The following is a 17,258-nucleotide window of genomic DNA, read 5'->3' on the forward strand; positions in this document are numbered from 1 at the left end:
TTGTTTGAATGTAAAATTATCAAAAATATGGTGTTTTCTTAATTAAGCTTAATTTTATGTTCTGATACATTATAAATATTCTAATCATATATATATTGTCTAATACCTTGTAAAAGAAAGTCTACTATAAAAATCAACTATTAGAAATAATATTTTAGCAAAAAAAATGCAAAAAATATCTACAGGTTATAGACTTACTCATTAAAAATCACTTTAAGTGGCCTATGCTTAGCTTAAGCATTTAAAAAAAAACTAACATAAAATCTCACTTATTATAAAAAAATACTATCTAATTTTAATCAAAATAACTATCTAAAAAAATAAAAAAAATGATCTAGTTGATTAGATACTAACTTGCTGATTAAGTATCAGATATATTTAACTTAAGGTTTACTTGAAAGGTATATATCCTAATTTATTTAATAAATATTGTAAAGAATTGATTTTTAATTCACAACGCTAATTGAAATAATTATAGTATTTTAAGTGAAATTTTTATATTATATATGTATTATGTATTGTAACAGGGTATATTTTTTATATAGAAGAATAAATTACTAATTATAGCATATCAAAAATATAGATCTTTGCATCTAAATATTTTTTGTGGCAAATATCATATTTATTCAAAAATAAATGGAAATAATTATTTACATTCTTATAGCACTATTAGTGATATGCTTAATATTTGTCTCCATTAATTATTTACAAAAAAAAGAGTTGATGCCTTTACAGAGTCTTTCTAAAGGTGTAGATATGATAGGAAATCTTTTAATCAAACTAGAATCTTCCTTTAAACAAGAATTTACATTTCATCGCAAAGAATTTAACGATTCCGCCAGAGAAAGTAGAAAAGAACTTAGTGAGTCATTAATGCAATTTCGTCAACAACTCACAGAAGAACTGGGAAAAGATATCGAAACATTAAAAGATATGCAACGGGATAAGTTAGATAATTTAGAAAAAGAACAAGAAAAACTTATCCTGATTACAGGTGGGAAACTCGATGAAATGCGTCGAATGGTAGATGAAAAACTTCAAAAAACTTTAGACGAACGCCTAGGTCGTTCTTTTGAAACTGTAAGAAAACAGCTATCGGCAGTACAAGAGGGGTTGGGTGAGATGCGAAATCTAGCACAGGATGTTGGAGGATTAAAAAAAATTCTCAGCAATGTGAAAATGCGAGGAGGATTTGGTGAAATGCAACTCTCTATGCTACTAGAGCAACTACTGGCGCCTGAACAATATCAGGCGAATGTCACTACTCGAAAAGGATCTTCTTTCACAGTAGAGTTTGCTATAAAATTACCCGGATCTGATAATAAAACAAATATATGGCTTCCTATAGATGCGAAGTTTCCTAAAGATGCTTATGAACAATTACAACAAGCCTATGACAATCCAGAAAATAGTGCTATTAAGATAGCGCAGAAAAATCTTGAGAATACTCTTAGAAAAATGGCAAAAGAAGTAAATGAAAAATATATTGAACCTCCGCATACTACAGACTTTGGAATTCTTTTCCTGCCTTTCGAGAGTCTATATGGAGAAGTGGTAAAAAAAGCTGCTTTATTAGAGGAGTTAATGTGTATTTATAAAATATTAGTTACTGGACCTTCTACCTTAGCTGCTTTGCTTAACAGTCTTCAAATAGGATTTCGTACACTTGCCATTCAAAAACGCAGCAGTCAGGTATGGGAGATTCTTAGTACTGTAAAGACCGAATTCCAAAAATTTGGAGGCCTACTTCAAAAAGCTCAAAATAATCTACATACAGCTTCAACCCAACTTGAAGAAGTCATGGGAAAACGTACACGAGCCATTGAAAGAAAGCTTAAAAATATTGAAAGTTCTGAGACAATAAAAACTCAAAAATTTCTTACTAATCCGGAATAATCTTAAGAAAAGATTAACTAATATTTAACAAATAATCTCTAAAATTTTCATAATTATTAGACAGCTTTTGTACTTTTTTATCCTTTTTTAGGAGTGTTTTCAGAATATTAGGAATAACTATCTTATTACATAATTCCTGAGGAATTCTATCTATGAATTTTACTGGATGAGCTGTTTGAAGAAATATTCCTATAGTATTCTCTCCTAAATTTTTATCCTTTATATATTCCTTAAGTCCAAGATAAGCAACCGCTCCATGAGGATCAAGCATGTATTCTTGATCCTCCCAAATTTTTTTCATAGTTTCAACCGTCTCAAAATCTGTAAAAGATCTAGCTGACATCCTATTTTTAAGATCCTTTAAGTTAGGATGCAAATGTAAGATTCTTGCAAAATTACTCGGATCTGATATATCCATTGCACTTGAAAGGGTAGTTATTGCTGACTTTGGCAAGTAGACCCCACTTTTCATAAAGCGTGGGACTGTATCATTACTATTAGTAGAGGCAATAAAATGCTCGATAGGAAGTCCCATTTGAGCTGCTAGCATACCTGCACATAGATTTCCAAAATTCCCGCTAGGAACGGAAAAAATAAGTCTTTTTTTAGATAATTCATGAGTTAAGTTACGATACGCAATAAAATAGTAAAACATTTGTGGCAACCACCGTGCTATATTTATAGAGTTTGCCGAGGTAAGAAAGCATTTTTTTTGTAGAGATTCATCAAGAAATGCCTGCTTAACTAAATTTTGACAATCATCGAAGTTGCCTTCTATTTCCAGAGCAACTATATTTTCCCCAAGAGTAGTTAGCTGTTTTTCTTGTAACTCGCTTACTTTTTTTGACGGATATAGAATTACTACTTTTACTTTTGGAACCTTATAAAATCCCCTTGCTACTGCACCTCCCGTATCTCCTGAAGTAGCTACTAATACGGTAATTGGATTATCATTTTTTTTTTGAAAATGACCTAGGCAACCTGCCATAAACATAGATCCTACATCTTTAAAAGCTAAAGTAGGTCCATGAAAAAGCTCAAGCGAATATAAGTTTTCACTTATAGCTGTTAATGGAAAAGGGAAAGTGAGTGTTTTTTCAATGATCTTCCAAATAACCTCTTTTTTAAGGGCATTTTGAATATAAGGATAAATAACCTTAAAGGCAAGTTCATGTATTTCATAATCATAAATATTTTTAAGAAATCGTTTCGGAAGTTTGGGAATGCTCTGAGGAAAATATAAACCTTTATCCGGTGCTAATCCTCTAATAAGAGCCTCTTGGAATCCAACATGGTGATTTGGATTTTTTAAGCTATGATACTGCATATTTCTATAAAATTTTATTTGCTTTTAAAATATTATTGAATTAATCAATAAATTCCCATTTAACTCCTTGGTTATTAATAGAAGATATATATATATTATACTCTAAATCTAGTTTAGCATAAACTTTATTCATACACTGGGCGATTATTTGAGCTTTTTCTCTTCCCTTACTCAACATAAATACTGATGGCCCTGATCCTGATATACCTCCACCAAGAGCCCCGGAAGCTTTACATTCAATTTTAAGTTCTTGAAAAGCCGGAATTAACATCGATCGCACAGGTTCTACGATAAAGTCCTCTAGTGAACGACTGATAAGAGAATAATCTTCCTGATAAAGACCTGCTACTAATGCTCCTACATTCGCCCATTGACGAATAGCATTACTCATAAGAACGTTTTTTTTCAAAATTTCTCTTGCTTGGGAAGTTTTTACTTCTATTTGCGGATGAAGAACTGTAGCCCATAATTCTTTGGGGGTATGAAGTGAAACAAGATCTAAAGGATGATAACTTCTTACAAGAGTGATCCCGCCTATAATAGCTGGTGTTACATTATCTGCATGAGCGCTCCTGCTAGCTAAACGTTCTCCTTCCATAGCAAAACGCACTAACTGAGTAGGTAAGAATGGGTTACTTAATAAAACATTAGCACCTACTACAGCGCCTGCTGCACTAGCTGCACTTGAACCAAGACCACTTCCAGGATGAATATTTTTAAATATCTCTACTTCAAAGCCCTGATCAAAATTAGGTAATTGATTTAAAAGACTCTGAATAGATACTCCTACCACATTTCGACTAGGATCTCTAGGGAGATCAGCGCCGTGAATTTTATGTATATATATACCTGTTTGCCTAGATTTCCTAATGATTATCTCATCACCTAGTCCTTCCAGAGCCATCCCTAGAACATCAAAGCCACACGAAATATTAGCGATGGTAGCAGGAGCAAAGACTTTAACGGAATTTTGCATAAATATAAGGGAGGGGGAATATTATCTGGAAGCTTTAATAATATCTGAAAATATTCCGGAGGCTGTTACCTCAGCGCCTGCACCAGCACCTCTGATAACAAGAGGTTGTTGGGCATAGCGTTGTGTCGTATAAAGAATCATATTATCTTTTCCTTGGAGTTCATAAAATGGATGCTTAGGACCTATATCTTGTAGGCTTACAGAGGCTTTTTTATCAGTATAGGTAGCCATAAAACGCAGTCTGTTCCCCTTACTTTGGGCTTTTTCACGCAATTTCACAAAATGATCCTCATTTTGAGTCAAAGCCTCATAAAAATCCTCTAAGCTTTTTGTTTTTATACAGTCATTAGGAAGAAAGGTTTTTTGCACAATATCTTCTAATTCCATAGATTCTCCACACTCTCTAACCAAAATAAGAATTTTTCTCATAACATCTATACCACTTAAATCAATGCGAGGATCAGGCTCCGTATATCCTTTTTTATGAGCCTCACGTACGGTGTCGGCGAAAGTACGATTTGATTCATATGTATTAAATATAAAGTTTAAACTTCCTGATAAAACTGCCTCTATTAAATGAATCTTGTCTCCACTATGGACTAGATCATTCAATGTGCTTATGATAGGTAGACCTGCCCCTACGTTAGTCTCAAAAAAGAAAGGAGCCGTAAAACAACGTGATAAATCTTTTAAGTTTTTGTAAAATGTATAAGAAGAGGCACAAGCAATTTTATTGCAGGTGACTACGCCGATACCTTTTGCAAGAAACTGATCATATACCTGGGCTACTTCTTTACTAGAAGTGTTATCTAAGAAAATGCTATTACGTAAATTGAGTGAGCGTATTTTTTTGATAAAGGTTTCCAATACCATTGGCTCTTTATCTTTTATTTTTTCTTCCCAGTTTCTCAGATCTATTCCGAGTTCTTCAAAATACATTTTCTTACTATTACAAATAGCAATAACTCGTATTTGCAATTTAAGTTCTTTTAAGAGATAGTCTCTCTGACTATGTAGTTGTTCTAGTAACTTACTCCCTACTTGTCCCAAACCGGCAATAAAGAGATTTATTTGTTTAGCGGGCTTTTCAAAGAAAGTTTCGTGAAGGGTATTCAAAGCCTTTTTAAAGTCTTTGTTTGAAATGACAGCCGAGATATTTTTTTCAGTAGATCCTTGCGCTATAGCTCGTATATTGACGCTATTCTTACCTAGAGCACTAAACATTCTACCTGAGGTGCCATGACGGTTTTTCATATCATCCCCAACAACAGCTATAATACATAGATCTTTTTCCACAAAAGCTGGTAAAAGACGCTTTTGGTAAATTTCTTCAGCAAATTCACTATCTATACTACCTTTAGCTAATATCAAATCGTCTTTTTGTATGCCTAAAGTGATTGAATATTCTGAAGAGCTCTGAGTGATAAAAATCACATTAATCCCATGATATGCTAAAGCAGAAAAAAGACGTTTAGAATAACCTGGTATACCTATCATACCGCTTCCTTCTAAAGTAATAAGAACTATATCAGACATACCCGATATGCCTGTAATCATAGATTTTATCAGCCGATTATCATACTTATCTATGCAAGTCCCTTTTTCTTGAGGAGAAAAAGTATTTTTGATTAAAATAGGGATGTTTCTTTCCATAGCAGGTTGTAGCGTAGGCGGATAAATTACCTTAGCTCCAAAATGGGAAAGTTCCATAGCCTCTTTATAAGAAAGTTTTTCAATAGGGAATGCTTGAGAAACTAATTTTGGATCAGCAGTCATAACGCCGCTTACATCAGTCCATATTTCTAATGCTTCAGCTTTGATTGCTGCGGCTATAATAGATGCACTATAATCTGAACCTCCACGTCCTAGAGTAGTAGTTTCTTGAGTAATCGAAGCGGCTATAAAACCAGGCATTACTGTATAATAGTCAGACGATATTTTCAAAAAAAATTCTTCAATACGATGATAACTGTTAATAAAATCTACTTGTGCATTCCCGTATCGTTCATCGGTAACGATGAGATCTTTGCTGTCTTTCCAAATACTCTTTAGCCCCAATTCTTTTAATTTTTCATATATAATAAAAGAAGAAATAAGCTCTCCATAACTCATAATTTTATCAAGTGAACGTTTAGAGAGCTCTAGTAAATGAAAAATACTTTCGCAAAAAACTTCCAGCTCATTAAAATATTTTTTTGTTTGACTAATTAATCCGCTTTGACGGACAATAGGGAATAACTCACGTATGACATTCATATGTCTTATCTCGATATCTTGAAGCAGAACGCGGTATTTCTCATCCTTTGAAGCAGCTAATCTCCCACATTTAATCAATTTATTAGTAATACCAGATAGAGCTGAAACTATAACTATACAAGGTGTTGATACCTTTCGATTTTTAAGAATATAACATATTTGTTCTATAGAACTAGAGTTTGCTACAGAAGTGCCACCAAATTTAAGAACTTTCATATTTATTTTGTAATTTTTTAATAATATAAAAAAACAGCTCTTATTTATTAATAATAAATAATATTAAAGACAGGTATAGTAAAATTTATATTTTCTATAATTTAATTTTCACTCTTATCTATTATTAAATATCATACCTGATAAATAGAAATTCTAAAATGTTAATTTTTAGAGAGCAGAAAGATATCATTTTTTAAATATAGTTTTTATATATAATTTACAATTTATGTTCCTTATTTTTAGACTTGTGATTATATATAAAAAACAAAACTAGTTTTTAAAACTATAATAACTTAATTATGTTATCCTTATCTTGATAAGGGATGAACCCTGAAAATTTTTATGAAAAAAAAGTATTTTGTATTTACTCTAATACAATTGTAGACTTTCTTTAAAAAGAAAATATTTTTTATATACTATTCAGTATAAAAAATTAAATCCTTAATTATTTGCAAGCTTACTTTCTTTATATTAATATAATAAAAGGGGATTTAAACTAAATAATTTATCCTTAAAAAAGGATCTATCAGAACTTGCATAAGTTTTATCTAAAATATTTATAATATTAGGAAAATATTTATTTGAGATACTAAAGTATTAGTAAATATAATATTTTATTATTTTTTTTTCTATAAGCTCATATAGACATTTTTTTTGATAAGTTTCTTTTTTATTTAAGCAAAGTAAATACTAATTGATTTTTACTATTGGAAATAAGTTTTTTTTGCTAACTAGATTCTTTTTACAGTAAATGTGACATAAGAAAGTGTTGATTTTAGGGCTCTATAGGTATATCTTTTTTTAAATGCAAACTTAACTCTTGTAATTGTTCAGTATCAAGTATTGAAGGGCTCTCAATCATCACATCTCTTCCGGAATTGTTTTTAGGGAAAGCTATGAAATCACGTATACTTTCATCTTTTGCTAATATAGCGGCTAATCTATCGAACCCAAAAGCAATACCCCCGTGAGGGGGTGCGCCATATCGTAAAGCATCAATTAGGAATCCGAATCGCTTATAAGCTTTTTCCTTTGAAAACCCTAATAGTGAAAAAATATGTTCTTGAAGTTCGCTTTGACAAATACGAATAGAACCTCCCCCTATCTCACTCCCGTTGATTACAAGATCATAAGCTTGCGCACATACTTTTTGTGGAGAACTTTCTATAAGAAATAAATCTTTTTCTTTTGGAGCTGTAAAAGGATGATGCTTAGCACGATAGTTCCCATTATCTTCTTCCTCAAGTAAAGGAAAATCTACAATCCATAATGGAGCTAATTTATCAGAATTAAGTAACCCAAGTCTTCGACCCATCTCTAAACGTAATTGGCCTAGCTGTTTTTGCACCTCTTTTGTTTCCCCAGCAAGTATAAATAATACATCACCCACTTTAGCATTCAATTTGTGAGCCCATGTTTTAAAATCATCCTGTCTAAAATACTTATTTATAGATGACTTAAAGTTCTCTTGTTCGAGATATTTCACCCAAAAAAGCTCCTGAGAACCAATTTGGGGTTTTTTTACCCAGGAGGTGATCTCATCTAATTGTTTTCGGGTATAATATGCAATATTAGGAACAACTATACCTATAGTGAGCTCCTGTGTATCAAAAGGAGTAAACCCTCTACCTTTGACTAAATCAGTCAACGTTTCGATAGTCATTTTAAAACGGAGATCAGGTTTATCTGAGCCATATGTCTGCATAGATTGGTCATAAGAGATTCTGGTAAAAGGAGTAGATAATTTAACTCCACGTATTTTTTGAAATAAATGAACTATAAAATTTTCAAAAAAGATTAATACATCTTCCTGTTCAACAAAAGCCATCTCACAGTCTATTTGTGTAAACTCAGGCTGACGATCAGCACGCAAATCTTCATCACGAAAACATTTAACAATTTGGAAGTACCTATCTATACCTCCAATCATAAGCAATTGTTTAAAAGATTGTGGTGATTGTGGCAAGGCATAAAACTGTCCTGGATGCATCCGAGAAGGCACAACAAAATCTCTAGCGCCCTCAGGTGTAGATTTTATTAGCATGGGAGTTTCTATCTCTATAAAATCAAAATTAGAGAGATAATTTCGGATTTCTAGAGCTAATTTATGACGTAAAAGAAGTTTATTTTTTATGGGATTCCTTCTAATATCAAGATAACGGTAACGCATTCTAAGAAGTTCGTTTCCATCAGTTTGATCCTCTATCGTAAAAGGAGGTGTAAGGGATGAATTAAGTATTCTAAGTTTAGAGACTATAACCTCAATAGCCCCTGTAGAATTTTCTAAATTTTTAGAAGCTCTCTCTACCACTATTCCATGGACTTGAATAACAAATTCACGCGCTAATTCATCAGCTTGTACCTTTAACGGATCTCCTTTATAAAAGATTAACTGTGTTATGCCATAATAATCTCTTAGATCTATAAAACTCACTGATCCTAGATTTCTTATAGATTGAATCCAGCCGCATAAAGCTATTTTTTCGCCTATGTTCTCTTTACTAAGCGCTCCACAATCATGAGTTCTGTACATTTTAGAATATATATTTTAAGGAAAGTCATAATCACATAAAAATTAGATTTCTGTTATAAACTTAATATAAAGTTATATAGGCCTTAATAACTATCAGATTTTTTAGATACTAAAAACAGTAGATTTTATAAAAAAAATATTTTTTTAACCTATTTGCATTATTTTTTTTTCTTAATAAGAAATTTAATTAAATAATAAATAAAAAAAACTCTTAAAAAACAGATCTTTTTAAAATTGGTGTAAAAAACAGATGATACATCATGATTTTTTTTTTAGCTAAAAGTAATTACAAATTTAATTCTAAAAAAAATCATCTAATTGGCAAAAAAAATACTATTCAATCATAATAGGATAATTAAAATAGTAATTTTTCCAAAACACAAAATAGAGCAATGCTTTAATAAAGTTATTCTTTTTTAAAAAGAGTATAATCATTAAATACTTTTTTATAATGATGTATCTAATATGAAAAAGTATTTAATGATTATATAGAGTTATTTATGACATATAAAATTTGCATTTCTACTAGCCCTTCCTAAGAGTGAATTTAAATTTTCTTATAAAGAAAAACATGTGATAAATAAATGCTGAGTGACTTTTAGTAAGATTTAAAAGGGTATGTTAGAATAAAATTTTTAAAAAATATTTCTGATAAATCAAACAAGTAAAATTTATATAACAAACTAAGTTAGTAAAACTTCCTAATTAAAGATATTTCAATAACATATGAAATATAGAAATCTTCAATTAAGAAGTATATACTTACAGAAAGATCTATTTGTAAAACTTGTATACTTATTTAAGATATATTTAGAAAAAATATACTTGATATACATAACTTTTAATATTTATAAATTAAGAGCAGACTTCTAATTTTAAGTTTATGTAATTCACTTTATAAGATTATGAGCATAAATTAAGTTTGTAAGATTTTTTAAGTAGTATAAAAAAGAAATCTTTATTTTACAAACTAAATACATTTGTAATCAAATTCAGTTTCATGAAATTTATCGTATCAAGTTCAGAACTTCTAAAACAACTTCATATGCTAAACGCAGTGGTAAGTAATAATAATGCATTGCCAATTTTAAATAATTTTCTTTTCGAACTTGAAAAAAATGAGCTTAAAATTACCGCTTCGGATTTAGAAACTACTTTAATCAGTTATATAAACGTAACGTCAGAGAACTCTGGAAAGAATTCAGGAAAAACTGCTGTTCCAGCTAGGTTAATAACTGATATGTTAAAAACTTTTACCGAGCAGCCACTTACCATCTCTTTAAAAGAAGATAGAAATAATCTTGAAGTAACTGTAGAACAAGGTAATTATTCACTAGCAGTACAAAATTGGCAAGAGTTCCCTAAAACACCTGTCTTAGATCAACCTATACGTTTAACAATGAGACCTAAAATGCTCGCAAAAGCTATTAATCAAACTATCTTTGCCAGCAGTCACGACGAACTTAGGATAGCAATGACTGGAGTACTTTTTCAGTTTAATCCCGAGGGAGCTACTTTTGTAGCAACCGATTCTCATAAGTTAGTAAAATACGTAAGAAAAAATTTAAAAACCGAACGAACTACCGAATTTATTCTTCCAAAAAAACCACTCCAAATACTCAAAAATATGCTTGATGATGAAGAGGTTACTATAGAATACAATGAAACTAACACACAGTTTATTTTTAATGATAAAACCCTTATCTGTCGACTTATTGATGGGAAATATCCTGAATACGATAAGGTTATACCTAAACATAACGATAAAAAACTAAGTATTAAACGCGCAGAGTTTTTAAACGCACTCAAACGTATAACACTTTTTTCAAATAAGTCCACCTACCAAATTCACCTTAATCTCAGTAGGAATAAACTTCAAATGTATGCTGAAGATACTGATTTTTCAAATAAAGCACAAGAACATTTAAATTGCGATTATACGGGTAAGGATATAGAAATAGGGTTCAACTCAAAATTTCTAATAGAAATGCTTTCTCATATTAATACTGAGGATATTTTATTTGAAATGTCGACTCCCGAAAAGGCTGGATTATTAAAACCATTAAAAAATAAAGAAGAAGATGAAGAACTTGTTATGTTGGTAATGCCAATAATGCTCAATAACTACTAATATCATCTTCTTTTAAAAGGAGAAAAAAATTCATGAAAATATCCTATAACTGGCTTAAACAATATTTAATCTCTGATCTTGATCCTCATCAACTTTGCCAAATACTTACTGATATCGGACTAAATGTGGAAAATTATGAAAAATTTCAAATTTCAAATACACTATTAAAAGAAGTCGTTGTAGGAAAAATAACATCTTTTATACCACATCCCAATGCTAATCATCTTAAAGTAACGCGTGTAGATGTCGGAAAAAACCAAGATGTTCAAATTATCTGTCTAGCTCCTGAACTAGCGGTGAATCAAAAAGTACTCGTAGCTCTTATCGGCGCTTGCGTACTTGACAGAAACGGCAATCAAACATATATAAAGGGGACTATCATCAAAGGTATAGAATCTCAAGGGATAATTTGCTCAGCTAGGGAATTAGCTATACAAAATAACTCAGAGAGTATTTTATTAATTAATAGTGAGATCCCTATTGGGACTCTAGCCTCAAAACTTTTTAAAGCAGATGAGGATTATCTTATTGAGATAGGTCTTACTCCTAATCGGGCTGATGCTATGAGTCACTGGGGCGTAGCTAGGGACTTGCATTTAGCTCTAAAAGCTAGAGGATATAAAGCTGAATTGCTCAAACCTGAAGTAAAAGATTTTTCTTTTAAAGAAGATGCGTTAGATTTTTCTATTTACATCAAATCTTCCGATCGATGTATACGCTATAGCGGTTGTTTAATTAAAGAGGTAAAAATAACTCATTCTCCTTTTTGGCTTAAGAAACGTTTAGAGGGTTTAGGTTTACAGCCTATTAATAACCTGGTAGATATTACTAATTTTGTAATGTATGAGCTTGGACAACCTCTTCATATTTATGATGCTGATTTTATACAGGGCAAAACTATTTATATAAAAACTCCTCAAGAGAATCAACATTTTAAGACACTAGATTCAGTAGAACGGATACTTGATAAGGAAGATTTAACAATTTTTGATGCTCAAAAACCACTTTGCCTAGCCGGGATCTTAGGAGGGTTAAATTCAGGTGTTACACAAAAAACGCAAAATATTTTTCTTGAGAGTGCATGCTTTAATCGAGTAAGTATACGACGAAGTGCTAAAAGACACGGATTAAAAACTGAGTCTTCCTTTAGATTTGAACGAGGAACTGATCCTGAACAGACAGTATACGCCCTTAAAAGGGCCGCTCTCTTAATTAGAGAAACTACTTCTAGTAAGATACATTATTTTATAGATCTTTATCCTAATCCAGTGCAAAATGCAAGGATAAAGCTGCGTTATGAAAAGATATATCATTTAATAGGCGAAATCATTCCTAAGAAACAAATTAAAAAAATCCTTCTCCTTTTAGGGATATCTATTATTAAAGAAGAAAAAGAAAAACTAATAGTTTCTGTCCCTTCTTATAGAGTCGATATAACCCGTGAGGTGGATTTGATTGAGGAGATTTTAAGAATTTATGGTTATAACTTAATAAAGACGCCTGAACATTTTCGTTTTTCCTTAATTTCTCAAGATGTCTCCCTTTCTGAGGAACTAGAGGATAACAGTTCTAAGATATTAAGTGCACAAGGTTTTTACGAAGTAATCAATTTATCACTTACACATTATAAATATCAAAAATTTATAAATAATTCTTTAAATCAAGCTATTGAAATTATTAATCCTATAAGCGAGGAACTAGCTGTATTGCGCCAGAGTCTTTTATTTGGCCTTATGGAGCGTATTTATTATAATATCAGTAGGAAAAATACCTCTCTTAAACTATTTGAATGGGGAAAAACTTATACTAAGAAGGATAAAAAATATATAGAAATTCCCTATTTATCTATTATTATCACTAATAAGGGACAAAGAGAACATTGGTTGAGCTCAAAGGATTCATTTTTATTCTTCGAATTGAAGGGCGTTGTGGAAGCTTTACTAAAAAAGAATCGTGTCCAAATGCTTGATGAGCAACTTATAAAACATCCTCTGCTCCAGCAAGGTCTTTTAATAACTTGTCAAGAAAAAACTATAGCTATTATGGGAGAAGTTAAAAAAGAGATATCAGAGCATTTCAATATAGATCAACAAATATTTTATGCTGAGATCCCATGGGAATCAGTAGTTAAAATCTTTCAGGAAAACAAAACTCATATTTATAACCCGTCTAAATATCCGCAAGCACGCAGGGATTTAGCTATTTTGATTGATGAATCTGTAACGTTTGAGAAACTCTGTAAAAATATTCAAAAAACGGAGAAAACATTATTAAAAGATATAAAGCTTTTTGACGTATACACAGGGAATCAACTCCCAATAGGTAAAAAATCTTATGCACTAAGTTTTTATTTCGAGGATACAAAGCAAACGCTAACTAATGATCGTATAGAAACAGTTATGGGAAACATTCGCTATATACTTCGTAAGACTCTGGATGCGGAATTCAGATAATAATTTACAAAAAAACTACCTTTATAATATGGGTTGAATTCATATAATTCACTATTATAAATACTTTTTCTATATTCCATAAACAAGGTAATGTTATTACGTACAGGATACGGGCATTTATATTTTTTACCTCATTATATGAGGCTGCTATTTGCAGTTGATGGCACATAAATTTATATCACAATAGGTTATAAAAAAAATATTATATATACTGTTTTACTTAAAAAGTGATATAAACGATCAAATACTATGAAGTAACAGTTTTTATGTATAAAGAGCATAAAATGACTATACTAAAAGCTGATATTAAATACTGGAAATAGTTGTATTACTTAGTTATACTTTCTTTTTCATTTAGCTATAGAAGAAATAATGCATATTATACTGTAAAGTCTTTTTTTAAAAAAAAAAATCTTGTATTTCTACTCCAAAGAATTAATTCTTTGTATCAGCCCTTTTTACAGATACTAAAAAAAATAGGCTTCATAAGCCTTCATTAAATATGCTTGTACCTAAAATAAAGGTAGGATAAATAGCTTTACCCCTCTTACTAAGAGTAATGTATTTATAATAAAATATTTATCTAAAAAAAAATATAAATATTAAGAATAGCATAATTTCGATCCCATTTTACTTAAAAAGTATGTTTTTATAAATTTATAAATGTAAAATTTATCTATTCTATGAATCCTTACGTAAGCGAGCTTAAACTAATTAATAACTTAAGCAAAAATACACTTATGGAAACCCTTAATATTAAATTTATAAAAAGGGGTGACTATTTTTTGCTGGCACGGATGCCTATTGATTCAGTTGTACATCAACCTATGGGCTACTTACATGGAGGAGCTATAGTAGTCCTTGCTGAAAGTACAGCTAGTATGCTTTCATTACTTTATATAGATAAAAAAATCCAGTATGCAATGGGAATAGAAATTTCTGCTAGTTATATACGATCAAAGAGAAGAGGGATCCTATTTGCACAAGCTAAAATGCTCCATCTAGGTAGAAGCACACACGTAATACAAATTAATGTACATGATGAAGATAAATTGCTTATAGCTTATTGTAAAATGACTAATATTATCTTATTTAGATAAAAATTGATAACTGTTGAAAAAAATATCACTTAGACATCTTTATAAGAAAGCTTGTATAGCTTATCAAAAAAGTAAACGTTTCGTCATTTTTAGGGAACCTAAAAGTAAAAAACTTCAACTCTATATCCATAACCCAAAAATTAAAGGGCTAAAAAAATGTTTTCTTATCAGCACTCTTAATCATGAAAAAAAAATTTACATTTATCCTGACAAAGTTTTTTATGCAAAGCTACAAGAATCTTTTATTCATAACAATCTATATTTTTCTAACTCTTTTGGAGAAATTCAGGAAGAGTATTTAAAAATTATACAAAAAGCACTTTTAGAACTTAAATCTGAACAACTCCAAAAGATAGTATTATCACGCATTAAAAAAATTTCTCTTGAGAAGAAGATTTTTATAAAAAAAAGCTTTCAAAATCTTATTGTAAATTATCCTAACGCTTTTACATATTTATGGTATGATACTAAATATGGTATTTGGATAGGAGCGACTCCTGAATTATTATTAAAAAGTGAAGGTAATCAATTCCAGACAGTAGCTCTTGCAGGTACAATAAAAGTCAATCAAAATGAAACTCAATGGGATATAAAAGAAATAGAAGAACATTATATAGTCATCGAGTATATTAAAAATATTCTAAAAAATTATCACGCTAATATTTTTATACATAATACTAAAAGCTATATTTTAGGGCATATTAAGCACTTAAAAACCTTGATTAACTTTTCATTTCGGAAACAGACTAATATTAATAATTTTATTAAAGATTTACATCCTACTCCTGCCATATGTGGCTTCCCAAAAAATATTGCTTTAGAATTTATCAGAGATAATGAGTGCCATCCAAGAGATTTCTATACAGGATATCTCGGAATTTTGAATAAAGGGAACATATCCCTATATGTTAACCTTCGTTGCGCCAAAATTTATAAAAAAGAAATCACGCTTTATGCCGGAAGCGGTATTATGGCTAAAAGCATTCCTAATAAGGAATGGATTGAAACCGAACTTAAAATAGAAAATATCTTATCACAACTTGTTTTTACTTCTTCACTAATTTAATATCATTCTTCTCATTCTTTGATTGAACTTTAGAATATAAGTTTATAATTAAACGGATACTCTTCTTATTACGTTGAAAATATTGAATTATCCAGTTAATTAATACTATTATTCGATTCCTAAATCCCGTTAAGTAAATCCAATGAATAAACATCCAGGTAAGCCATGCTAAAAAACCTCTGAATGTAAATCCATATAGATCGCAGACAGCCTTGTTACGTCCAATAATAGCCATAGATCCATGATCTATATATTGAAATGGTTTCATCTTTTGTCCATCAGCTAGGCTATTTAAATTTTTTACTAAAGTAGCTCCTTGCTGAAGAGCGGGCTGAACAGTCATCGGATGAGCGTTAGGAAAATGTTTATCATTTCTCATAGCTGCGATATCTCCTATAGCAAAAACCTTATCATAATCTTTTACTCTATTAAAAGCATCTACTATTAGACGATTTCGTTCAATAGAACTAGATTGGAATCCATCTATTAAAGCCCCTTTTACGCCTGCTGTCCATATAAGATTAGCGGAGGATATCGTTTTATTCCCCATATGAACAATATTTCCATCATAATCTTTTACTGGACAATTAAACCAGACGTTAACTCCGAGTTTCTTCAAATAATATAGTGCAACTTCGGCTGATTTTTTAGACATTCCATCAAGAAGAGAAGAGGTTGCCTGAACTAAATGAATCCCCATTTGACTTATATCTAAGTCGGGATAATCTTTCTGCAATACAAAATTTTTAAGTTCACTTAGCGCTCCAGCAAGCTCTACGCCTGTAGGCCCCCCCCCAGCAATAACAAAAGTCATTAAACGATTGCGCTCTTGAACGTCATTGCTAAACAAAGCACGCTCAAATCTTTGAAGTATTAAATTACGTAAATTTAGAGCATCAGCAACGCATTTTATGGGCAAGGCATGTTGTTCAATACTTGTATTTCCAAAAAAATTCGTTTGTGATCCTGTAGCTATAATCAAATAATCATAAGATAATTCCTCTCCTGAGTCAGAGTATATTTTTCTGATATTAGGGTCAAAACGATGTATATGTCCGAGACGGAAATGAAAATTTTTAGTTTTTTTAATCATAGCCCGTATGGGACGCGCGATAGAGCTAGACTCTAATTCTGCCGTAGCTAACTGATATAAAAGGGGCTGAAAAGTATGGTGGTTATTTTTATCTATTAAAACTACTTGAAATTTATCTCTACGGAGTTTTTTAGCAATTTGTACCCCAGCAAATCCTGCACCTATAATAATTACTCTTTTCAAACTACTCTCAGGAATATTCATATTGTTA

The 17,258-nt window shown here is 30.8% G+C and carries 10 protein-coding genes; 5 read left to right on the forward strand and 5 right to left on the reverse strand.

The window, feature by feature from the left end:
* Positions 1–636 precede the first annotated feature (636 nt).
* Positions 637–1,896, forward strand: coding sequence for a DNA recombination protein RmuC (locus tag ACUBP5_RS03210; protein WP_482168207.1), 1,260 nt, complete (start codon positions 637–639; stop codon positions 1,894–1,896).
* Positions 1,897–1,909: 13 nt separating this feature from the next.
* Here ACUBP5_RS03210 and thrC read toward each other — a convergent pair whose 3' ends face one another.
* The 4 genes from thrC to aspS all read right to left on the reverse strand — a co-directional run bounded on the left by thrC (position 1,910) and on the right by aspS (position 9,204).
* Entirely contained in the window at positions 1,910–3,223 is a 1,314-nt protein-coding gene (gene thrC, locus ACUBP5_RS03215) for a threonine synthase (RefSeq protein ID WP_482168208.1), read from the reverse strand.
* A gap of 40 nt (positions 3,224–3,263) precedes the next feature.
* Positions 3,264–4,199, reverse strand: coding sequence for a homoserine kinase (locus ACUBP5_RS03220; RefSeq protein WP_482168209.1), 936 nt, complete (start codon positions 4,197–4,199; stop codon positions 3,264–3,266).
* A 21-nt stretch (positions 4,200–4,220) separates the two neighbouring features.
* The gene (gene thrA / locus ACUBP5_RS03225) at positions 4,221–6,671 is read right to left on the reverse strand and encodes a bifunctional aspartate kinase/homoserine dehydrogenase I (protein ID WP_482168210.1); all 2,451 of its coding nucleotides are present in this window, start codon (positions 6,669–6,671) and stop codon (positions 4,221–4,223) included.
* Between the two features lie 775 nt (positions 6,672–7,446).
* Entirely contained in the window at positions 7,447–9,204 is a 1,758-nt protein-coding gene (aspS, locus tag ACUBP5_RS03230) for an aspartate--tRNA ligase (protein WP_482168211.1), read from the reverse strand.
* A gap of 1,000 nt (positions 9,205–10,204) precedes the next feature.
* Here aspS and dnaN point away from each other — a divergent pair.
* The 4 genes from dnaN to ACUBP5_RS03250 all read left to right on the forward strand — a co-directional run bounded on the left by dnaN (position 10,205) and on the right by ACUBP5_RS03250 (position 15,954).
* A complete protein-coding gene (gene dnaN, locus ACUBP5_RS03235) occupies positions 10,205–11,335 on the forward strand; it encodes a DNA polymerase III subunit beta (protein WP_482168212.1) in 1,131 nt (376 codons plus the stop codon).
* 32 nt (positions 11,336–11,367) lie between these two features.
* A complete protein-coding gene (pheT, locus tag ACUBP5_RS03240; RefSeq protein ID WP_482168213.1) occupies positions 11,368–13,788 on the forward strand; it encodes a phenylalanine--tRNA ligase subunit beta in 2,421 nt (806 codons plus the stop codon).
* Positions 13,789–14,471: 683 nt separating this feature from the next.
* Positions 14,472–14,888, forward strand: coding sequence for a PaaI family thioesterase (locus ACUBP5_RS03245; RefSeq protein WP_482168214.1), 417 nt, complete (start codon positions 14,472–14,474; stop codon positions 14,886–14,888).
* A gap of 13 nt (positions 14,889–14,901) precedes the next feature.
* Entirely contained in the window at positions 14,902–15,954 is a 1,053-nt protein-coding gene (locus ACUBP5_RS03250) for an isochorismate synthase (protein ID WP_482168215.1), read from the forward strand.
* Here ACUBP5_RS03250 and ACUBP5_RS03255 read toward each other — a convergent pair.
* On the reverse strand, positions 15,935–17,251 hold the full coding sequence (locus ACUBP5_RS03255; RefSeq protein ID WP_482168216.1) for an NAD(P)/FAD-dependent oxidoreductase: 1,317 nt from the start codon (positions 17,249–17,251) through the stop codon (positions 15,935–15,937). The genes ACUBP5_RS03250 and ACUBP5_RS03255 overlap by 20 nt on opposite strands.
* Positions 17,252–17,258: the final 7 nt, after the last annotated feature.

The organism is Candidatus Insignibacter tubulum, assembly GCF_056790205.1.